Origin of the sequence: Ancylobacter radicis (assembly GCF_018449475.1) — a bacterium.
Taxonomy (GTDB): Bacteria; Pseudomonadota; Alphaproteobacteria; order Rhizobiales; family Xanthobacteraceae; genus Ancylobacter; species Ancylobacter radicis.
Genome location: NZ_JAHCQH010000020.1, coordinates 180,067 through 200,307, shown reverse-complemented (window position 1 = coordinate 200,307; position 20,241 = coordinate 180,067). Strand labels below are relative to the sequence as shown.

Below are 20,241 nucleotides of genomic sequence, written 5' to 3'. Positions count from 1 at the left end.
ACGGTGGGGTCGGCGGTGGGGCGCTTAGCGAGACGTCTTAGATCCGCCTGTTGAGCAGAAGCTGGACCGCCAGCGCCTTGCGATCCCTGCGGCTGGCCGATTTCAAGCTGGCGATTGCCGACTCGGCCGTGGCCACGAAAGCCAGCGTCTCGGCACGGTCGATTTTGTAGGACGGATTATAGTCCGCCTCGTGGCGAGCTTCCTGCAGGATCACGAAGGCATCGCCGCACAGGCAGAGATCAGGGGGAAATCCGAGATCACGCAGTCTCCGGCACGCTTTCTTGGCAAAGCCATGATCGAGTGCCCGATAGGCGTGGTTCCATGCCTTGTCGGGTCGATCCGTGCCGACACCGACCAGGACATCAGCGGCATTCCGCGCCAGAGCGTGGAACAGCGCGTAATAGGAGGTCGATACCGCTCGGCGTAAATCGGCTTGCCGAGGCTTTTTAGGGCTCGCCTTGGCAAGCCGTCGGGCAACGCCAAGCAGTTCGTCGCTCATCGAAAGCCGACGACTTTCGGTTCAACCGGAAAGTCATGCCTTACATGAGGAAAGCGGTCTTCACCCATGGCCCAGAGTTTAGAGCGGATGTCCGAGACGAGGGCCGACATGACACCCGTGTTAACGGGACGCACATCATCCGTGTAGTGAACGGTAACCCGCAGCACCTCGTCGCCATCATGGTCGGTGCCGGGGGTCACTGATACCGAGCGCACGCCCACGGGACCCATGGCGCGAAGCACGATGTCGCGGATGGCCTCTTCGACTTTTGCGTCCACTGCCTGATGCATGAGCGTAGTCTATCATGGCTCAGGTTGACAGACCTAGGGGCCAGATTATGGCGCCTTCGAACCTACCCGAGCCTGCCGACGCGCGCCCCTCACGCCACCTCCCCGAAGAAGATGCGGGCGAGGCCTCGTGTGGCGACTTCGACGGCGTGGGCGGAGGACAGGGTGATGTGCTGTTCCACCAGCGCCGCCCCGCCCGCCGCGTCGCGCCGGCGCAGCGCGTCGATGATGGCGGCATGCTCGCGATAGCCGGTGGCCCGCTGCGGCAGGGCCTCGAGCGCGATGCGGCGGAAGAAGCGGATGCGCGTGGCGATCGCCTCCAGCGCCGCGTCCATCTGCGCGTTGCCGGACAGCCGCGTCAGCGCCCGGTGGAAGGTCTCGTCCGCCCGCGCGATGACCGCCCATGAGTCCGCCCCGGCGGGCTCCTTGTGCTGCTCCCACGCGGCGATGGTGGCCTCGATCGCGATGTCGCTGGCCCGCTGGCACGCCAGCACGAAGGCCGCGCGCTCGATGGCGGCGCGCAGTTCGTACAGGTCGCGCACCGCCTCCGGGGTGATGTCGCGGGCGAAGAAACCCTTATTGGGGATGGTGACGACGAAGCCGTCGCGCTCCAGCCGGTGGAGCGCCGCCCGCACCGGGGTGCGGCTCACCTTCAGCGCGCTCGCGAGTTCCGCCTCGTTGATCTTCTGGCCGGGCCGGAAGCGATATTCGGCCGCGTCCTCCTTGAGGAGGGCGTAGATGCGCTCGACGCTGTCGGCCGCGCGCGCCCGGCGCTTGCCCGCCTGCGGCGCCTCATCGGTGATCCTGCGGGGTGTCATCGGCACGAACATTCCTCGGCGGGCGGGCCGGGGCCGGCCTGCGCAGGGATTGACCAGCTCATGCCCAAGATTTGAGATTGTGCATTCGCCACTGAATTTTAAAGTGTACTCACTTTTCAGCCAAGGTCGAGAGGCGGCGGCGCGGGCGCCGGATCGGGCGCAAGGGCCGGGCGTCGATCGAGGCGACATATCGAGGCGACATGCGGATCATCGTGCTCGGCGGGGGCGTCGTCGGCGTCACCACCGCCTACCAGCTGCAGAAGGACGGCCATGAGGTGGTCCTGCTGGAAAAGAACGCCGAGGTCGCGGACGAGGCGAGCTGGGGCAATGCCGGGATGATCGCGCCGGGCCACTCCTTCGTGTGGTCCTCGCCCAAGGCCCCGATGACGCTGCTGAAATCGCTGTTCCTCAAGGATCAGGCGCTGCGCTTCCGGCTCTCGGCCGATCCGCGCCTGTACAGCTGGTCGTGGCAGTTCCTGATGGAGTGCACGGCCGGGAAGGCGCGCCGCAACACCCTGCTCAAGCACCGCCTCGCCGCCTATTCGCAGGCAGTTTTGCAGGAGGTGATCGGCAGCGAACCCATCGCCTATGACCGCAATGATCGCGGCGTGCTGTATTTCCACCGCAGCCAGCAGGCGCTCGATGTCGGCATCGCCCATATGCGGCTGCTGGAATCGGACGGGCAGCTCATCACGGTGCTGGACCGTGACGGCGTGGTGGCGCTGGAGCCTGCTCTCGCCCATGCCCGCGAGCAGATCGCCGGCGCCATCTGGTGCCCGACCGACGAGACCGGCGATCCCGCCAAATTCACGCGGGCGCTGGCCGCCCTTGTCGCCGCGCGCGGCGGCGAGGTGCGCACGCGCACTGCCGTCACCGGACTGGAGGTTTCCGGCGGCCGGGTGAGCGGGGTGCGCACGCCGGCCGGGCCGGTAACCGGCGACGCCTATGTGCTGGCCATGGGCGCGGGCAGCGCGGCGCTGGCGCGGCAAATCGGCATCGACCTGCCGATCTACCCGATCAAGGGCTATTCGCTCACCATCCCGGTCGGCAACCAGCCGGCGCCGCCGAGCCTGGGCAGCGTCGACGAGCACAACCTCGTCGCCATCTCCCGCTTCGGCGACCGCCTCCGTGTCACCGCCACGGCGGAATTCGCCGGTTACGACAAGAGCCACAAACCGGCCGACTTCGCCTTCATGAAGAAGGTCACGCAGGAGCTCTATCCCGAGGGGGCGGATTATGAGCGGGCGCAGATGTGGGCCGGGCTGCGGCCGATGACGCCCACCAACCTGCCCTTCTTCGGCCGGCGGCACCTCGCCAATCTCTATCTCAACACCGGCCACGGCCATATCGGCTGGACCATGTCGCACGGCTCGGCGCGCATCACCGCCGACCTCATCGCCGGCCGGACCCCGGCCATTCCCATGGAAGGCCTCGCGGCCTGAGCGCCGCGCCGGCCCGCCGCACCCGGAGGTTCCGCCGATGACCCCGCCCGCTGCCCTCGCCTCCCCCTCACTCGTCCACGCGCCGCGCGATCTTGGCGTGATGACCTCCGAGCTGGCCCCGCGTCTCGGCGCGCGGGCCACCATCGGCCTTGTCGTGCTCGGTACCGACCAGACCATCGAATTTGAATTCCGCAACCTGCTCGATCTGCCCGGTGTCGGTCTCTACGAGGCGCGGCTGCACAATGATGCCGAAATCACCCCGGAGACGCTGCGCGCCATCGGCCCGCGCATCGCGCCCTCGGCGGCGTTGATCCTGCCGGGCACGCCGGTTGATGTGATCGCATTCGGCTGCACCTCGGCGACCATGCTGCTGGGCGAGGACTATGTGTTCGGCGAAATCCGCAAGGTGCGCCCCGGCGTCGCCTGCACCACGCCGGTCACGGCCGCGCGGGCGGCGCTGAAGGCGCTGGGCGCGCGGCGCATCGCCATGCTCACGCCCTACGCGCCAGAAATCACCGCCGGCATGGCCAAAAGCTTCGTGTCACAGGGCTTCGGGGTGGAGGCCTACGCCACCTTCGATCGCCGCGACGACCGGGACGCGGCCTGCATCTCGGTCGAGTCCATCGTCGCCGGGGCGGAGCGGCTGGCACGCGAGGCGCCGGGCATCGAGGCGATCTTCGTCTCCTGCACCAGCCTGCGCGTGGCGGAAGCCGTCACCCGCATCGAGGCGGCGACCGGCCTGCCGGTCACCTCCTCGAACCACGCCATGGCCTGGCACGCGCTGCGGCTCGGCGGCGTGGCCGATGCGCAGCCGGCGGCCGGCCGGCTCTATGAGCGCGGGCTCGCCTGACGGCGCCCCGGCGGGGGTTCCCCGCCATTCGCCTGAAAGGCGGGGTTCACCCCGCACGTGCTCTAAAAGCGGGGTGTCACCCCGCCAGCGCGACGGTCTCGATCTCGTCCACCCGGCCCGCCGCGATCTCGGCGGCGCTGCGCTTGCGGAAGCGCACCATGGTGTACATGCCGAGCGCCACGTCGCGGGCGATCGGCATGTCGACCGTGCCATTGGCCAGCGCCCAGTTGCGCAGCCGGGCGAACTGGAATTCGGGACGCCAGCCGAGCTTGCGCGCCTTGCGGGCGAACCAGCGTTCGAACACGGCGCGCGGGCCGTCCTCGGCGCCGAGATGGTTGACCAGGATGATCTCGCCGCCGGGCTTCAGCACGCGGGCCATTTCGTCCAGCGTCGCCTCCGGGTGCGGCACCACGGTGATCACGAACTGCGCCACCACCACGTCGAAGCTGGCATCGGCAAAGCCCATATGGGCGCCGTCCATCAGGCACAGGCCCTCGATATGGGGGAGCTTTTCCTTCTCGACCTTCTCGCGCGCCTTTTGCAGCATGGGCTCGGAAATATCGACGCCGACGATGCGGTTGCTGCGCTTATAGGCCGGCAGGGCGAAACCGGTGCCGACGCCGAATTCGAGCAGGCGGCCGCCGATGCGTTCCGCCGCCTTGATCGCCGCCTTGCGGCCGGGCTCGAACACCGCGCCGAACACCACGTCATAGACGGGTGCCCAGCGGGCATAGGCTTCCTCGACGGTGGCGCGATCAAGATCGGTCGGCGTCATCTGTATCCCCTGCCCTCTCACCCGGTCGCCGCTCGTGGCTCCCGTGACGTAATCGTCGACTCAACGCGCGAGGCGCCTCAGGCGCTGCGTGACACCATCTCAATGTCACGTGTCAGCGCCGTGAAGGTCTCCCGCGCCCGCCGGATGACGCCCCCGCCCAGCAGCCGGGCCGAGGGAGCGCCGTCCTCATAGAAGACGCAGGCCTGTCCCGGCGCCACGCCTTCCTCGGCGGCGGCCAGATGAACCTCGATGCTGCCATCCGCCGCATGGGCGAGATGACCCGGCATGGGCGCCCGCGCCGAGCGCACCTTCACGAAAACGTCGCGCCCGGCTCCCGCCGCGTCTTCCAACGTTTCATCGCCAATCCAGTTCACCTCGTCGACGCGGATGACGGTGACGCCCAGCGCCTCGCGCGGGCCGACCAGCACGCGCCGCGCGGCCGCGTCGATGCCCACCACATAAAGCGGCTCGGCGGCGGCGATGCCCAGACCCTTGCGCTGGCCGATGGTGAAGCGCATCACCCCGGCATGGCGGCCGAGCACCCGCCCGTCCATATGCACGATCTCGCCCGGCTCGGCGGCTTCCGGGCGCAGCTTCTCGACGATCGCGGTGTAGTGCCCGTTCGGCACGAAGCAGATGTCCTGGCTGTCCGGCTTGTCCGCCACTTTCAGCCCGAAGCTCTCGGCCAGCGCGCGCACTTCCGGCTTGGTGGTCTCCCCCAGAGGAAAGCGCAGCATGTCGATCTGCGCCTGCGTGGTGGCGTAGAGGAAATAGCTCTGGTCGCGGCTCTCATCGAGCGGGCGGAACAGCGCCCGCCGCCCGTTCGGCAGCGCCCGGCTGGTGACGTAATGGCCGGTGGCGAGAATATCGGCGCCGAGGTCGCGCGCGGTCTCCAGCAGGTCGCGGAACTTGACCGTGCGGTTGCAGTCGACGCAGGGAATGGGCGTCTCCCCCGCCGCATAGGCATCGGCGAAACGCTCGATCACCGCATGGCGGAAGCGGCTCTCGTAATCCAGCACGTAATGGGGAATGCCGAGCTTCTCGGCCACGGTGCGCGCGTCATAAATGTCCTGCCCGGCGCAGCAGGCGCCCGGCCGGTGGTGCATCGCCTCGCCATGGTCGTAGAGCTGGAGCGTGACGCCCACCACGTCATAGCCCGCCTGCGCATAGAGCGCGGCGACCACCGAGGAATCCACGCCGCCCGACATCGCCACGACCACACGGGTCTGGGCGGGAGAACGGGGCGTGTCGTCGAGACGGATCATGGAGGAGAGGCGCTGCCAGGTTCGGGGCGGAGGGGCGGCGGCGCCGGGCGGCGTGCCGAGACGCTTATATAGTCCACCCCGGCCATTCTATGAACCCTCAGCCCGGCAAATGGCGCATTCCACCCATGGATACCGCTTCCGCTGCGTCAGAAACCGTAAACAAAGTCCTTCCCAAGGATTAACAAAGCACTACGCGCTGCGGCATCACCATCGTGTGATTCGTTTAGGGAAATATTTAAGGCTCGGCAGGTAACCTACTCTCATTGATCGCGTGTATTGAGTGAGCGTAACATGACCGAGCCCTACCGCCCGAGGGTGAAATATGTAATCGGGCCGGACGGAAGTCCGTTAACCATTGCTGATCTGCCCCCGCCAAACACCCGGCGGTGGGTCATCCGCCGCAAGGCGGAAGTTGTTGCCGCCGTGCGCGGCGGTCTCCTCAGTCTTGAGGAGGCCTGCAAGCGTTACACTCTGACGACCGAGGAGTTCCTGTCCTGGCAGGCCTCGATCGACCGCCACGGTCTCGCCGGGCTGCGCACCACGCGCATCCAGCAATACCGCCAGTAATCGTTTTCGTTCTTCTTGTTGCGATCCTCAGGGCCGGCCGGGACATCCATCCCGCCGGCCCTTTTTCTTGGAGCGTGGAGTGACGGCGGCGGAGTGATGCGCCGGCCGCCCCCCCTCACAGCCCGCGCAGAAACGCCGCCAGCCGCTCGCCGGCGGCGTCGACCGCGTCGACATTGAGGATGCGCAGTTCCGGCGGGGCGTCGAGCGCCGGCTCGCGGGCAAGGCGGGCCAGCACCTCGGCCTCGCTCTCGCGCCCCCGCGCGGCGATGCGAGCGGCGAGAATGTCCGGCGGCGCCGTCACATGCACCACCTTGATATGGGCAAAGCGCCCGCGCGCCTCGGCCACTGCCGCGCGCGAGCCATTGGCGACGACGATGCGCCCGGCCGCGATGGCCTCGCCCACCTCCGGCCCCAGCGCGTAAGCGAGCCCGTTGGCCCGCCAGTGCAGCGGAAAGCGGCCCTGCGCAACGCCCTCGGCAAAGGTCGCCTCGTCAATGGCGATATGGTCCTCGGTGGCGTCCACCGCCCGGGTGATGCGCCGCCGCGCGAAGACAATGGCCGCGTGGCCCTCCAGCCGGGCGCGGGCATAGGCGAGCAGCGTGTCCTTGCCGGCGCCGGACGGGCCGACCACCAGCACCAGCAGCCCCGGCCCGAGCCGGGTGTCGCCGCTCACCTTGTCGCTCACCTCGCCCGCCCCGTTCATGCGATCCGCACCCCCGCGCGCCAGACTTCCCGCACCGCCGGCGCCGGGCCGGCCGTGGTGACGCGGACGATATCCGCCCGCAGCCCTTCGGCCAGCCGCCCCCGATCCGTCAAGTCCGCCGCGTCCGCCGGATTGGCGCTGACCATGCGCACCGCGTCCGGCAGCGAAATCCCCTCGACCCGGTTCGGCAGGTCGAAGGCGGCGAGCAGCAGGCTGCCTGGCACATAATCGGAGGAGAGGATATCGAGCACGCCGCGCCGCGCCAGCGTCTGCGCCGCCACATTGCCGGTATGCGAGCCGCCGCGCACGATGTTCGGCGCGCCCATCAGCACGCGGATACCGGCCTTGTGCGAGCCATCCGCCGCCGCGTCGGTGGTCGGAAATTCGGCGATGGCGATGCCGTCGGCGATGGCGTCTTCGATATGCGCCGCGCTCGCATCATCATGGCTCGCCAGCACGATGCCCTGCGCGCGGGCCAGCTCCACCAGCCGGGCGCGGTTGGGGCGGGCGAGCCGGGCATGGGCGTCGAGCCGGTCGGCGACGATGACGTCCATCTCCGCGTCGCTCATCCCGCTCTTTTTCTTGTAGTAGCTGCGGAACTGCTCGACGGTGAGGAACTGGCGCTGGCCCGGCGTGTGGTCCATCAGCGAGATCAGCCGCACATCGGCGCTCTCGATCAGCGCCTGCGCCTCCTCCACCACGCCATCGGCCGCCACCTCGCAGCGCAGATGGATATGGTGCTCGGCGCGCAGCACGCCGGCTTCCCCGGCCTGCCGCAGCGTCGCGGCCAGCAGCGGCGCGTCGCCATCCATGCCCACCGCCCGCTTGTCCGGCCAGACCCGCAGCGAATCGAACACGGTGGTGACGCCGGCGGTGGCGATCTGCGCGTCATAGGCCATCACCGCCGCGAAGGCGTTCCAGGTGACGCGCGGGCGCGGGTAGAGATGGCCTTCCACCGCATCGGTGTGCAGCTCGACAAAGCCCGGCAGCAGATAATCGCCGCCCATGTCCAGCGCCGTGCGGGGCGCGCTGCCCTCGCCGATCTCGGCGATCACCCCGTCGCGCACCACGATATGGCCGTGGCGCACCGCGTCCGCCAGCACCAGCGTCGCATTGGCATAGACCGTCTCGTTCATCATTCCCTCACGCCTGCCATTCGCCGGCTTCGTCCAGCCACGGGCCGCATCCATCTCTCACACCGTCATGGCCGGACTTGATCCGGCCATCCACGTCTTCCCGCCCGCCGCGCCCCCAAGTCATGGATCCCCGGGCCAAGCCCGGGGATGACGGTCGGGAGGCGGAGGGCGGCGGCGTGGAGGCGGAGGCGCGGAGAGAGCGAGCAACCGCCCGCCACCTCACACCTGCCATTCCCCGGCTCCACGTCCTGCCACGGGTCGCATCCATCCCTCACACCGTCATGGCCGGGCTTGACCCGGCCATCCACGTCTTCCCGCCCGCGCGCCCGGCCCAAGTCGTGGATCCCCGGGTCAAGCCCGGGGATGACGGCAGTTCCCTGTGCCCGCCCCTCACGCCGCCCGCGCGAATTCCGTCACGTCGATCACCCGGTCGCACACCGCCTCGCGCACTTCCGCGTCGTGGAAGATGCCGAGAATGCCGACGCCGGCGCGCTTCTTCTCCTCGATCAGCTCCACCACCACGGCGCGGTTGGCCGCATCCAGCGAGGCGGTGGGCTCGTCCATCAGGAGCAGCGGGCGATGGGCGATCAGCCCGCGCGCGATGTTCACGCGCTGCTGTTCGCCGCCCGAGAAGGTCGCCGGCGGCAATTGCCACAGCCGTTCCGGCAGGTTCAGCCGGGCGAGCAGCGCGCCGGCCCGCGCGGTCGCCTCCTCGCGGGCGACGCCGTCGCCGATCAGCGGCTCGGCCACCACGTCCAGCGCCCCGACGCGGGGAATGACCCGCAGGAACTGGCTGACATAGCCCATGGTCTGCCCGCGCAGCCGGATCAGCCGGCGCGGATCGGCGGTGGCGACATCGACGGTCTCGTCGCCATCACGCACCTGGATGGTGCCGGCATCGACGCGGTAATTGCCGTAGACCATCTTCAGCAGCGAGCTCTTGCCCGCCCCGGACGGCCCGCCCAGCGCCACGCATTCGCCGGCGTGAAGTTCAAACCCGGCGCCCGCCACCACCGGCAGCCGCGCCCCCTCGCGCAGGTGCAGGATGAAGGTCTTGGAGAGGCCCGCGACGGTGAGGATGGGATCGGTTTGCGTCATGGCCGCCTCGGTTCTGTCTGAACATCCTTCGAGGCTCGCTGCGCTCGCACCTCAGGATGACGTTGTGGGAGTGTATCGGCCGTTGCTCCGCGCACCGGGAGCGCCGTCATCCTGAGGTGCCGGGCAGCGCCCGGCCTCGAAGGATGCCGCCTCTCCGCACTTCTCTTGATGCCGCCCATCATCCCCTCACGCCGCCAGAACCGAGGACACGAGTAATTGCGTGTAGGGCTCGCGCGGGTCGTCGAGCACCTGATCGGTGATGCCGGTCTCGATCACCCGTCCGTGCCGCATCACCACCATGCGGTGCGAGAGCAGCCGGGCCACCGCGAGGTCGTGGGTGACGATCACCACCGCCAGCCCCAGCTCCGCCACCAGCCCGCGAATGAGGTCGAGCAGACGCGCCTGCACGGAGACATCCAGCCCCCCGGTCGGCTCGTCCATGAAAACGAGGCGCGGGCGCGTCACCAGATTGCGCGCGATCTGCAGGCGCTGGCGCATGCCGCCGGAAAAGGCGCGCGGGTCGTCGTCGATCCGGTCGCCGGCGATTTCCACCTTGGCGAGCCAGTCCAGCGCCTCGGCGCGGATGTTGCCATAGTGCCGCCAGCCGACCGCCATCAGCCGCTCGCCGACATTGCCGCCGGCCGACACGGCCATGCGCAGCCCCTCCGCCGGGTTCTGCCGCACGAAGCCCCAATCGGTGCGCATCAGGAGCCGCCGCTCGGCCGCGCCGAGGCTGGCAAGGTCGGCCATCCGTCCGTCGCGCATCCGGTAGGAGACGCGCCCGGCGCTGGGCGCGAGTTCGGTCGAGAGCACGCCGAGCAGGGTCGATTTGCCCGAGCCGGATTCCCCGACCACCGCCAGCACCTCGCCGGGATGAACGGCGAGCGACACATCGCGGCAGCCGATGCGGGCGCCGTAATTCTTCGACAGCCCTTCGGCGATGAGGAGGGGCTGGTCGTGCTGCGTGATCATATCGTCCCCTCCCTCGTCATCCCGGCCGGAGGCGTCCCGCCAGATATGCCGTCATCCCCGGGCTTGACCCGGGGATCCACGTCCTGGACCGGGTGCGACGGCGGCACGTCGTGGATGCCCGAATTACGTCCGGGCATGACGGCGTTCTGGGGGAACCCACCCCCCGGCACGCCCAGCTCGCCCACATGGCCCTGCGCCTGCCGTGTGTTGCAGTAATCCGTGTCCGAGCAGACGAACATCCGCCCGCCCCGATCGTCGAGGATCACCTCGTCGAGATAGACCCCGGTCGCCGCGCAGAGCGCGCAGGGCTTGGCGAAACGCTGCACCTTGAACGGGTGGTCCTCGAAATCCAGCGAGCGCACCCTCGTGTGCGGCGGGATCGCGTAGATGCGCTTTTCCCGCCCCGCGCCGAACAATTGCAGCGCCGGGCAATCGTCCATCTTCGGGTTGTCGAATTTCGGGATCGGCGAGGGGTCCATCACATAACGGCCCGCCACTTCCACCGGATAGGCATAGGTGGTGGCGATATGGCCGTGGCGCGCGATATCCTCATAGAGCTTCACATGCATCAGGCCATATTCGGCCAGCGCGTGAAGCTGGCGCGTCTCGGTCTCGCGCGGCTCGAGAAAACGCAGCGGCTCCGGGATCGGCACCTGATAGACGAGGATCTGATTCTCGCTGAGCGCCGTCTCGGGAATGCGGTGGCGGGTCTGGATCACCGTCGCCTGCGTGGTGACGGTTGTGGTCGCCACCCGCGCGGTCTTCTCGAAGAAGCCGCGAATGGCCACCGCATTGGTGGTGTCGTCCGCCCCCTGGTCGATCACCTTCAGCACGTCATCCGGGCCGAGCACGGCGGCAGTGACCTGCACGCCGCCCGTGCCCCAGCCATAGGGCATCGGCATTTCGCGCGCGGCAAACGGCACCTGATAGCCGGGAATGGCGATCGCCTTGAGGATCGCCCGGCGGATCATCCTTTTCGTCTGCTCGTCGAGATAGGCGAAGTTGTAGCGGATTTCCGGCATGGCGCCGGTGGTGCTGGTGGTGCCGGTGGCAAGCAGGGGCGCGTTCATTCCGCCGCTTCCTTCATCTGCGCCTCATGTTCGGCGCGCATCCGCCGCACGAGATCGAGTTCGGCCTGGAAGTCCACGTAATGCGGCAGCTTCAGATGCTCGACGAAGCCGGTCGCCTGCACATTGTCGCAATGGGACAGGACGAATTCCTCGTCCTGCGCCGGGGCGCCGGGCTCCTCGCCCAGTTCCTTCCAGCGCAGCGCCCGCTCGACCAGCGCCATCGACATCGCCTTGCGCTCGCATTGCCCGAAGACGAGCCCATAGCCGCGGGTGAACTGCGGCGGCACCTCGGCAGAGCCCTTGAACTGGTTCACCATCTGGCATTCGGTCACCTGCACCCGGCCGAGCGAGACGGCAAAGCCGAGCTCCGGCGCCTCGAACATCACCTCGACATCGCCGAAGCGGATTTCGCCGACGAAGGGGTGCGAGCGGGCATAGCCGCGCTGGGTCGAATAGCCGAGCGCCAGCAGATAGCCCTCGTCGCCCCGCGCTAGCGTCTGCAGCCGGGTTGACCGGTCGACGGGGAAGGAGACCGGGGCGCGGGTGATGTCGAACGGCTCCTCGCCCGTGTCCTCCGGGGAGGCCTCGATCAACCCCTCCTGCCCGAGCAGATCGGTCACGCGCGGCATGGCGACGGGTTCACTGGGGAGGCGAGACGCATCGGCCGCACTGGCCTGATCGTCCACCTCACTGCACTCACGCTCCACCCCCAGAGAGGTGTCCAGAAGGCGGTGCGTATAGTCGAAGGTGGGCCCGAGAAGCTGCCCGCCCGGCAGATCCTTGTAGGTGGCCGACACCCGCCGCCGCACCAGCATCTGCGCGGTGTCGAGAGGTATGGTCGCACCGAAGCGCGGCAGGGTGGTGCGGAAGGCGCGGATCAGGAAGATCGCCTCGATCAGGTCGCCGCGCGCCTGCTTCACCGCCAGCGCGGCGAGTTCCGTATCGTAAAGCGAGCCTTCCGCCATCACCCGGTCGACCGCCAACGTCAGCTGCCCGGCGATCTGCTGGAGCGTGATCGAGGGCAGATTCGTCTTTCCACGCCGGCGTTTAGCCAGAAGGGCATGGGCATGGCGGATGGCTTTTTCGCCACCTTTGGCCGCGACATACATGAGGTTCAGCCCTCCCTTACGGTGACGGAGCGCGGCAGGCCGACCACCCCGCCGGCCCCCGCCAGAAGGAGATCGACGCCGAGCGGGAACAGCGCCCGGTTCGCGGCCATGCGTGCGGTAAAATCATGCGGCAGCGGCGCCGCCCCGAAGCGGGTCTCGCCCTTGATCCCCGGTCCTTGCAGGGCCCATCCGGCGCCCGCGAACCCGCTGACCTGAAGGATCAGCGTGACCGAGGCATCGGGATAATCGGGCGTGCCCGGCGCGAAGGCGGAAAACTCCGGCATTTCAAGGGGTTCGGCCACCAGCGCGAAGCGTGCCGCCATAGGCTCGGCGACAATCGCCGCGCCGGTATGAAAGCGCAGGAATTCCGCCACCGCCGGCTCCGCCGCCAGCCGCGCATCGAGCCAGAGCGGGGTCTCGTAATCGCACAGGGCCAGCACCAGCGCCGCCGCCTCCGCATTCAGCGGAGCGGGCGGGGCAAGCGCGCACACGAGCGGCACCACCCGGCCGGGACGCGCCATCGCATCCATGGCGGCGCGGAAAACAGACTGCGATTCCAGAACGTTATCCTGAAAGCCAGCCGCCAGAGTCTGAACCGACATATCAATCCTCCCCGCGCACGAGGGTGAAGAAATCGACCTTGGTGGCGGCCGTTTCGCTGCGCACCTGGCCCTCTTCGGCGGCAAGCCGGGCCCGCACCGGCGCCAGCGCCGCCTCCACCGCGCCGCGCCTCTGCCCATCCTGCCACAGCGCATCAAGGATCGCCGCCGCCCGCGCCGCATGAACGTCGCGGCCCAGTCGGTAGCAAAATCCTACCTCTCCGCTGGCAATCCGCACCGCCGCGCGGCTCACCGTCGCCTCGCCCAGATTGAAAGGAGCCCCCTCCCCGCCCGTCCGGCCGCGCAGCATGACGAGGCCGGTTTCCGGCTGACGCAGGTCCGTCACCGGCGGCACGGGGCCGAGACGATCGAGAATCGCGGCCAGCTCATCGCGGTCCGCCCGCGCCAGAACGGCCATGAGCGATTGCCGCGCGCCTTCCAGCGCACTGGTTTCATTGGGTATTTTGTCGGTGAGGGTCATCAGGCTTCCGGGGAATGCCGCATCACAAGTCTGTTTACTTGCGGCCGGATTTGTATAATGATCTATACAAACAGGCAATAGCGTTTTGGAACCCGATGTTGATGATCATGCTCCCGAGCGACGACGCCCCGGTGACAGCCCCCTCCGATGTCGAACGCGGCAGCGGCGTCGCGCTGTGGCGACAGATCGTCGAGCGGATCGAAGCGGATATTCACGAGGGCCATCTCGCGCCGGGCACCCGCCTGCCCACCGAGATGGAGCTGGCCGAGCGTTTCGGGGTGAACCGCCACACGCTGCGCCGGGCACTGGCAACCCTTAACGAACAAGGACTTATCGAGGCGACACCGGGGCGCGGCACCTTCGTCAAGGAGCCGCCGATCCGCTACCCGATCAGCTCCCGCACCCGCTTTTCGGAAATCGTCTCGGGGGAAGGCCGCGCGCCGAGCGGCCGGCTCATCGGCTCGCGCGTCGAGCCGGCAAGCGCCGAGATCGCCACCGCCCTGCGCCTGCCGCCGGGCAGCGATGTGCTGCGTATCGACATGCTGCGCGAAGCCGATGGCGTGCCCATCACCGCCGGCTCCCACTGGTACGAAGCCGAGCGGTGCCGCGACCTCGACCTTCTCGTCGCCGCTACGGGCTCCGTGACGCGGGCCTTGGAAACGCTGGGTCTCGGCGATTATCGGCGACTGGAAACCCGCATCACCGCCCGCCTCGCCGATGAGGAGGACCGGCGCCTGCTCAGCCTTCCGGCCGGCCGGACCGTGATGGTGGTGGAAGCCATCAATGGCGACCCGCAGCGCCGGCCGATCCAGTTTTCCCGTGCCCGCTTCGCCGCCGATCGGGTACAACTCGTCGTCAAGAACTGAGTTCAACCAACAACTTAAGGAGCCGCGAATGGCCCGCATCCGCTCGATTGACGCCCTGCGCCGCCTCTACCCGCAGCCGCGCGAGCGCAGCCTGCGCAAGGTTCTGCCGGCGCTGGATTCCCATTGCCGCCGCTTCGTCGAGCTGGCCCCGCTGGTCATGGTCGGCAGCATCGGCGGGGATGGCCGGGCCGATGTCACGCCGCGCGGCGACGCGCCCGGCTTCGTGCGGGTGGAGGACGCGACGGCGCTGCTCATCCCCGACCGGCCGGGCAATAACCGCCTGGATACGCTCACCAATCTTCTCGCCAACCCGTCGATCGGCCTGCTGTTTCTGATCCCCGGCGTCGACGAGACGCTGCGCGTCAACGGCACGGCCGAGATCCATGACGATGCCGAACTGCTCGCCTCCTTCGAGGTGGACGGCAAGCGCCCGGCGACCGTGCTGCGCGTCGCCGTCGCGGAAGCCTATCTGCACTGCGCCAAGGCCTTCATGCGCTCGCGCGCCTGGGACCCCGCCAGCTTCACGGACCGCGCGCTCCTGCCCAGCATGGGCGAGATGCTGCGCGACCAATTGGGTCTCGCCGCCGCCGAGACACAGGCGGAGATGATCGAGCGGTATAAAAACACCCTTTACTAGGCGCTCGCCGCGTCATCCCGCCAGATCACCTGCGGGCCGATATCGGCCAGCGTGGCGCAGCCGGTCAGCACCATGGCGATTTCGAACTCGCTGCGCAGCAGATGCAGCACATGGGCGACGCCCGCCGGCCCCGCCACCGCGAGCCCATAGAGGCCGGGGCGGCCGACCAGCACGGCGCTCGCCCCCAGCGCCAGCGCCTTCAGCACATCCGTGCCGCGCCGGATACCGCCATCCATCAGCACCGGCACCCGCCCGGCCACCGCCCGGACGATGCCGGGCAGCACGTCGAGCGTCGCCGGCACGCTGTCCAGCACCCGCCCGCCATGGTTGGAGACGATGAGACCATCGACGCCATGGCGCAGCGCCAGTTCGGCATCTTCAGGTGTTATGATACCCTTGAGCAACAACGGCAGGCCCGTCGCCTCACGCAGCCGGGCAATGTCGTCCCAGCGCGCCGCCACATCGAGAAAGCCACGGAACATAAGGCTTTCACCCAGCGCGGCAGTGGCGACATGGCGGGTGTGCAGACCGCGCAGATTGGCATGTTCGGACAGTTTCGGCGGCGTATAGCCGGCCCGCTGCTCGCGGTTTCGAAAGGCGTGGATGGGCGCGTCCACCGTCACCACAAGCGCCCCATAGCCCGCCGCTTCCGCCCGCCGCACGAGATCGCGCGTGAAGCCGCGATCATGCTGGATGTAGAGCTGGAACCACAGCGGCGCGCGCGCCGCCTGCGCGATCTCCTCCAGCGTGAGATCGGATTCGGTGCTCACTACCATGCCCGCCCGCGCCCCGCCGGCGCCGATCACGGTAGCAAGTTCCGCCTCGGGCACGGCGAGCCCATGGTGGGCGGTCGGCGCGAGAAGGATCGGGTAATCGAACGTCTGGCCGAACAGCGTCAACATCGTACCGCCGCCGGTGAATTCGGTGAGCACGCGCGGGCGCAGCTTCACCCGCTCGAACGCCTGAAGGTTCCAGCCCAGCGTCAGCTCGTCCGCCGCGCCGCCGGAATAATAGGCGAAGGCCTGCGGTGACAGACGCTCCCGCGCCAGACGCTCATAATCCTCCAGCGCCACCGCCTCGGCCGGTATGTCGAAACGCTGCGCCATGCCCATCCACCGCCGTTCTGCCGTCTCTATGTCCCGCCACATGTCCAGCCACGCTGTCATAATCGCTCGCGCGCCGGCGTGCAGCCGTCCCCACCGGGCCATCTCCAACGACGCATTAACCCGCAACCGCTATGATCGACTAGCCATGCTTGGGAAAGCGGGCGGGATCGGGCGAGGAATCAACGGCATGGACGACAGCGAGCGGTATCGCGCGGACACGCCCGGCCTGTCGCTGCGCGAGGCGATCCGCGCCGCGCGGATCGAGGCGGCGGAACGCTCCGGCGTCATTGTCGAGCTGCGCGACGCCAGCCTTGCGCGCCTCTCCATGCTCAACGAGATGCTGGACCCGATCTTCGCCGAGGTGCCGCTCGAACATGCCGATCTGTTTGATCGCGGCCTGATGCCGGGCGAAACGCCGCGCCTCTTTGTCGACATGGTGGCCCATGTGGCGCTCGGGCGCGATCGGCGGACCTTCCGCCTGCTTCAGGACACACGGGCCGGCCGGCGTGTGCTCGCCGAGAGCGCCAATCCGCACGACATGGTGGATGCGGTAACAAGATACGTCGCCCGCCGGCTGATCGCCCGCGAGCAGGCCATGGTCGCCACACTGTCCCCGGCGGAAAACGAGCCCATCCCGCACCCGCTGCCACATCATCCGGCGCCGGAGCCCCCTGCCCCGCCGGCACCGCGCGGACGCATGGGCGTGTTGCTGCTGGGCGTGATCCTCGGGGTCGCGGCCACCCTGGCAGCGGTATTTTTTTACGGCCTGCCTATCGACCCGCGCTGAGCGATCCGGTCAGCACACGCACGGTGCGGGTGTCCACGCCGTCTTCGCCGCGTTTGAAGCCACGCGCCTCCAGCGTGCAGCGCCACGGGAAGGCCGCATCCTGTACACGCTCGATCCGGTAGAGGTGATAGCCGCCCGGCCAGTGGCGATCCTCCGGCCCGGCAGCAAAGGACGGCGCCTCGACGACGGGAATCAGCCCGCCATTCGGACCCGGCAGCATTTCCACCATCGGCACATGGTCGTGGCCGCAGATCACCAGTTCCGCGCCGTGGCGGGCAAGGATCGCGCGGAAAGCCTCTTCGTCGATCAGCCGCTTGTAGGAGGAGCGGATGCCGCACGGCGGGTGGTGTATCATTACCACTCGAAACAGGCCTTCCGCGCCAAGCTGGTCCAGCGCCTGCGCCAGCCTCTCGCGCTGCGCCCGGCCGACCTTGCCCGTCGCCATGAAGGGCCGCGTGGGAATGGCGGAGGACACGCCGATCAGAGCCACGCCGTTGCGGCGGCGGATGAAGGGAAAGGCGCTCTCATCGGTGACGTCCCCGTTCACCCCGTCGCCGCGCATATAGTCGCCCCAGTTGAGCAGCGAATGATGCGCGGTGGAGCGGACATAGGCGTCGTGATTGCCGGGCACGACGGTAACATCATGCCCCTCGCCCAGTGATTTAAGGAAGTGCAGGCCGGTGGCGAATTCGGCGGCCAGGCCGACATTCACCAGGTCGCCGGTGACGGCGATATGGTCCGGTGCCATCGCCTTGATGTCGGACACCAGCAGGTCGATGGTGGCGATGTTGAATCGGTGCTGGCGGCCCCGCCGCCAGTTCAGCACGCCGAGCGCGCGCTTTCCGGCGAGCTCGGCAAAGCGTGCGCGCGGCAGCGGTCCAAGGTGAGCGTCGGTGAGATGAGCGAGAACAAACACGGGGGTCTCCTTATCAGCCCCGAAGGCCCGATGGAATGCGCGACGCCCCTCAACTCCGCGCAAAAGCTCGGCACCGGCCCGCGCCTGTTGACACGCCTGATCCATGGCTGGGGCCGCCTGACGCGCGGCGTCACGCTGGGGGTGAAGGCTGCGGCGATCAATGATGAGGGTAATATACTACTTGTGCGCCATACCTATGTACCCGGTTGGCATCTGCCGGGCGGAGGCGTGGAGATCGGCGAGACGGCCGAGCAGGCGGTTGGCCGCGAACTGACGGAAGAAGCCGCCATCCGCCTCGACGGCCGCCCCCGCCTGCACGGGCTGTTCCTCAACCTCAATCTGGGGCGCCGCGACCATGTGGCCGTGTATGTCGTCGATCGATTCACGCAGGGCGCCGTACCCGCCCCGAATCGCGAAATCGCCGAGATCGGCTTTTTCCCACCGGGAAGCCTTCCCGAGAGCCTCACCGGCCCGACGCGCCGGCGCCTGTCCGAGATCATCGAGGGCGCGCCACCCGCCGCCCACTGGTAGCTGCGCGCCGCGCGACTGAGGAAAGAGCGTTCGGGCGGCCTCTCCCGCCTTGACACCGTCCAGCCCCCTTCCTTATATCGCGCCACTCTGCGAGCGGCCCTCGGGTCGCGCGGTGTGGCGGGGTAGCTCAGCTGGTTAGAGCACGGGAATCATAATCCTGGGGTCGGGGGTTCAAGTCCCTCTCCCGCTACCACACTCAGAGAACAGTCGGCGGGTCGGAACATCTTATCGACCATGCGGCCGGTAGATGACGGGATCGGCTAACTCACCCACCCAGCTTCGGAATTTGCTTCTGCGGCCATTGCGTTGCCTGATGGTACCGCTCACCGGCCGCGAGCACCTGGCGATCCGCGCCGAACCGGCCGATGAGCTGTATGCCCATCGGGAGACCCTGCGGGCCGAAACCACAGGGCATAGCGAGCGCGGGCAGGCCGATCAGGCTCACCGGAACCACAACCTCCATCCAGCGATGATAGGTGTCGAGCGTTCGCCCATTGATGCTCTGCGGCCAGCGCCACTCCACCGGAAACGGCCAGACCTGGGCCGCCGGCATCACCAGCAGGTCATAAGCATCAAACAGCGTTGAGGCTACATGATACCAGCGCGAACGGACGACGCTCGCCGCATAGGCGTCGGCGGCCGTCACGCTGCGGCCGAACTCGATTTCCCACACCGTTTCCGGCTTGAGCTGCGCCCGCGTCTCGGGATTCGCCCAGAGCGGGCCCTTGGAGCCGGCATTGAGGAAGCCACGCAGATGGATCCAGGCGCGCCAGAGGTCCTCCGCGGGAAAGGGCGGCGGCAGGGGCTCGACATGGGCGCCAAGGCTCTCCAGCACCGCGAGCCCGCGCTCGCAGAGGTCGAGAATGCCCGGCTCGCACGGATAGGCGCCGCCCCAATCGCCCAGCCAGCCGATCCGCACGCCGGCCAGATCGGCCGGAGGCCCCGGCTCATAGCGGAAGGCCGGGCGCGGGAAAGGCGCGGCGGGGTTCTCGCCGGACAGGGTTTCCAGAAGCCGGGCAACATCTTCCACCGTGCGGCCCATCGGCCCGTCGGTTGCCAGCGTCGCCATGAAAGTATCGCCCTCGGCATCGGCTGGAACTAGCCCCCAACTCGGACGGAAGCCATAGACATTGCAGAAGGCGGCCGGGTTGCGCAGGCTACCCATCATGTCCGAGCCATCCGCCACCGGGACCAGCCGGGCCGCCAGCGCCGCCGCCGCCCCACCCGATGACCCACCCGCCGCGCGGGTAATATCATACGGATTGCGCGTCGCCCCATAGACCGGATTGAAGCTGTGGCTGCCATGGCCCCATTCGGGCGTATTGGTCTTGCCGGTGAAGATAGCCCCCGCCGCCCGCAACCGCGCGGCCAGCAGGTCGTCGGCCTCCGGCACATGGTCGCGATAGAGCGGCGAACCATAGGTGGTGCGCAGTCCGCGCACGGCGACGAGATCCTTCACCGCCAACGGCAGGCCGTGCAGCCAGCCGGTACGCGGGGCGTCATCGGCCGCCCGCGCTTCATCCATCAGCGCGTCGGGATCACGGGGCGCGACAATGGCGTTGATCGTCGCATTGGCTGGCAGATGCTGGAGATAGGCCGCCATCACCTCGGAAGGTCGGAACGCCCGCGCGGCAATGCCCCGCGACAGCTCGCTTGCCGTCAGTTCCATGAGCGACATGGCCGTCTCCCGGCACTGGTGAAAACCCTGAGGCGAGAAATTACGAATT

22 protein-coding genes, 1 tRNA gene and 1 pseudogene are annotated in these 20,241 nt (G+C 68.3%); 8 read left to right on the top strand and 16 right to left on the bottom strand.

Going from position 1 to position 20,241, the window contains the following annotated elements:
* Positions 1-37: 37 nt before the first annotated feature.
* The 3 genes from KIP89_RS15675 to KIP89_RS15665 form a co-directional block, all read right to left on the bottom strand.
* Entirely contained in the window at positions 38-499 is a 462-nt protein-coding gene (locus KIP89_RS15675; RefSeq protein ID WP_213756511.1) for a hypothetical protein, read from the bottom strand.
* Positions 496-789, bottom strand: coding sequence for a hypothetical protein (locus KIP89_RS15670; RefSeq protein ID WP_213756510.1), 294 nt, complete (start codon positions 787-789; stop codon positions 496-498). The genes KIP89_RS15675 and KIP89_RS15670 overlap by 4 nt, the downstream gene beginning before the upstream one ends.
* 89 nt (positions 790-878) lie before the next feature.
* Complete coding sequence (locus tag KIP89_RS15665) at positions 879-1,604, bottom strand: GntR family transcriptional regulator (RefSeq protein ID WP_250152544.1); 726 nt, start codon at positions 1,602-1,604, stop codon at positions 879-881.
* A 200-nt stretch (positions 1,605-1,804) separates the two neighbouring features.
* Between KIP89_RS15665 and KIP89_RS15660 the strand changes: the two genes are divergently transcribed.
* A complete protein-coding gene (locus tag KIP89_RS15660) occupies positions 1,805-3,046 on the top strand; it encodes a D-amino acid dehydrogenase (RefSeq protein ID WP_213756508.1) in 1,242 nt (413 codons plus the stop codon).
* Between the two features lie 37 nt (positions 3,047-3,083).
* On the top strand, positions 3,084-3,896 hold the full coding sequence (locus tag KIP89_RS15655; protein WP_213756507.1) for a maleate cis-trans isomerase family protein: 813 nt from the start codon (positions 3,084-3,086) through the stop codon (positions 3,894-3,896).
* A 76-nt stretch (positions 3,897-3,972) separates the two neighbouring features.
* Here KIP89_RS15655 and KIP89_RS15650 read toward each other — a convergent pair whose 3' ends face one another.
* Positions 3,973-4,671 (bottom strand): class I SAM-dependent methyltransferase, encoded by a 699-nt coding sequence (locus tag KIP89_RS15650; RefSeq protein ID WP_213756506.1) that lies wholly within the window; start codon positions 4,669-4,671, stop codon positions 3,973-3,975.
* Between the two features lie 77 nt (positions 4,672-4,748).
* Positions 4,749-5,936: a tRNA 2-thiouridine(34) synthase MnmA gene (gene mnmA / locus KIP89_RS15645; protein WP_250152543.1), complete on the bottom strand. Its 1,188-nt coding sequence runs from the start codon at positions 5,934-5,936 to the stop codon at positions 4,749-4,751.
* A gap of 291 nt (positions 5,937-6,227) precedes the next feature.
* Here mnmA and sciP point away from each other — a divergent pair, with 291 nt between their 5' ends.
* The gene (gene sciP / locus KIP89_RS15640) at positions 6,228-6,503 is read left to right on the top strand and encodes a CtrA inhibitor SciP (protein WP_144342224.1); all 276 of its coding nucleotides are present in this window, start codon (positions 6,228-6,230) and stop codon (positions 6,501-6,503) included.
* 115 nt (positions 6,504-6,618) lie between these two features.
* On the opposite strand, the gene phnN is transcribed toward sciP, so the two are convergent.
* The 8 genes and pseudogenes from phnN to phnG all read right to left on the bottom strand — a co-directional run bounded on the left by phnN (position 6,619) and on the right by phnG (position 13,671).
* Complete coding sequence (phnN, locus tag KIP89_RS15635; protein ID WP_213756505.1) at positions 6,619-7,206, bottom strand: phosphonate metabolism protein/1,5-bisphosphokinase (PRPP-forming) PhnN; 588 nt, start codon at positions 7,204-7,206, stop codon at positions 6,619-6,621.
* Positions 7,203-8,342 carry an alpha-D-ribose 1-methylphosphonate 5-triphosphate diphosphatase gene (locus tag KIP89_RS15630; protein ID WP_213756626.1) on the bottom strand — a complete coding sequence of 380 codons (1,140 nt, stop codon included), beginning with the start codon at positions 8,340-8,342 and terminating at the stop codon, positions 7,203-7,205. The genes phnN and KIP89_RS15630 overlap by 4 nt, the downstream gene beginning before the upstream one ends.
* 390 nt (positions 8,343-8,732) lie before the next feature.
* Entirely contained in the window at positions 8,733-9,440 is a 708-nt protein-coding gene (phnL, locus tag KIP89_RS15625) for a phosphonate C-P lyase system protein PhnL (RefSeq protein WP_213756504.1), read from the bottom strand.
* A 186-nt stretch (positions 9,441-9,626) separates the two neighbouring features.
* Positions 9,627-10,412, bottom strand: a complete 786-nt coding sequence (gene phnK, locus KIP89_RS15620; RefSeq protein ID WP_213756503.1) for a phosphonate C-P lyase system protein PhnK — start codon at positions 10,410-10,412, stop codon at positions 9,627-9,629.
* A 179-nt stretch (positions 10,413-10,591) separates the two neighbouring features.
* Positions 10,592-11,434: pseudogene (locus tag KIP89_RS15615) on the bottom strand (alpha-D-ribose 1-methylphosphonate 5-phosphate C-P-lyase PhnJ); the annotation flags it as partial.
* 44 nt (positions 11,435-11,478) lie between these two features.
* Positions 11,479-12,591, bottom strand: a complete 1,113-nt coding sequence (locus KIP89_RS15610; protein ID WP_213756502.1) for a carbon-phosphorus lyase complex subunit — start codon at positions 12,589-12,591, stop codon at positions 11,479-11,481.
* Positions 12,592-12,596: 5 nt separating this feature from the next.
* On the bottom strand, positions 12,597-13,193 hold the full coding sequence (gene phnH, locus KIP89_RS15605; protein ID WP_213756501.1) for a phosphonate C-P lyase system protein PhnH: 597 nt from the start codon (positions 13,191-13,193) through the stop codon (positions 12,597-12,599).
* A gap of 1 nt (position 13,194) precedes the next feature.
* Positions 13,195-13,671, bottom strand: coding sequence for a phosphonate C-P lyase system protein PhnG (gene phnG / locus KIP89_RS15600; protein WP_250152542.1), 477 nt, complete (start codon positions 13,669-13,671; stop codon positions 13,195-13,197).
* A gap of 101 nt (positions 13,672-13,772) precedes the next feature.
* On the opposite strand from phnG, the gene phnF reads away from it, so the two are divergent.
* Positions 13,773-14,537 carry a phosphonate metabolism transcriptional regulator PhnF gene (gene phnF, locus KIP89_RS15595; protein ID WP_369807174.1) on the top strand — a complete coding sequence of 255 codons (765 nt, stop codon included), beginning with the start codon at positions 13,773-13,775 and terminating at the stop codon, positions 14,535-14,537.
* 28 nt (positions 14,538-14,565) lie between these two features.
* Positions 14,566-15,174, top strand: a complete 609-nt coding sequence (locus KIP89_RS15590) for a pyridoxamine 5'-phosphate oxidase family protein (protein ID WP_213756500.1) — start codon at positions 14,566-14,568, stop codon at positions 15,172-15,174.
* Here the strand turns inward: KIP89_RS15590 and KIP89_RS15585 are convergent.
* Positions 15,171-16,280, bottom strand: coding sequence for an alpha-hydroxy acid oxidase (locus KIP89_RS15585; RefSeq protein ID WP_213756499.1), 1,110 nt, complete (start codon positions 16,278-16,280; stop codon positions 15,171-15,173). The genes KIP89_RS15590 and KIP89_RS15585 overlap by 4 nt on opposite strands.
* Positions 16,281-16,467: 187 nt before the next feature.
* Between KIP89_RS15585 and KIP89_RS15580 the strand changes: the two genes are divergently transcribed.
* Complete coding sequence (locus KIP89_RS15580) at positions 16,468-17,067, top strand: hypothetical protein (protein ID WP_213756498.1); 600 nt, start codon at positions 16,468-16,470, stop codon at positions 17,065-17,067.
* Here KIP89_RS15580 and KIP89_RS15575 read toward each other — a convergent pair.
* Positions 17,051-17,983, bottom strand: coding sequence for a metallophosphoesterase family protein (locus KIP89_RS15575; RefSeq protein WP_213756497.1), 933 nt, complete (start codon positions 17,981-17,983; stop codon positions 17,051-17,053). The genes KIP89_RS15580 and KIP89_RS15575 overlap by 17 nt on opposite strands.
* Positions 17,984-18,013: 30 nt before the next feature.
* Here KIP89_RS15575 and KIP89_RS15570 point away from each other — a divergent pair, with 30 nt between their 5' ends.
* Both KIP89_RS15570 and KIP89_RS15565 read left to right on the top strand, forming a co-directional pair.
* On the top strand, positions 18,014-18,514 hold the full coding sequence (locus tag KIP89_RS15570; protein WP_213756496.1) for an NUDIX domain-containing protein: 501 nt from the start codon (positions 18,014-18,016) through the stop codon (positions 18,512-18,514).
* 116 nt (positions 18,515-18,630) lie between these two features.
* Positions 18,631-18,707: transfer RNA gene (locus tag KIP89_RS15565), tRNA-Met, on the top strand.
* A gap of 72 nt (positions 18,708-18,779) precedes the next feature.
* Here KIP89_RS15565 and KIP89_RS15560 read toward each other — a convergent pair.
* Positions 18,780-20,192: an amidase gene (locus KIP89_RS15560; RefSeq protein WP_213756495.1), complete on the bottom strand. Its 1,413-nt coding sequence runs from the start codon at positions 20,190-20,192 to the stop codon at positions 18,780-18,782.
* Positions 20,193-20,241: the final 49 nt, after the last annotated feature.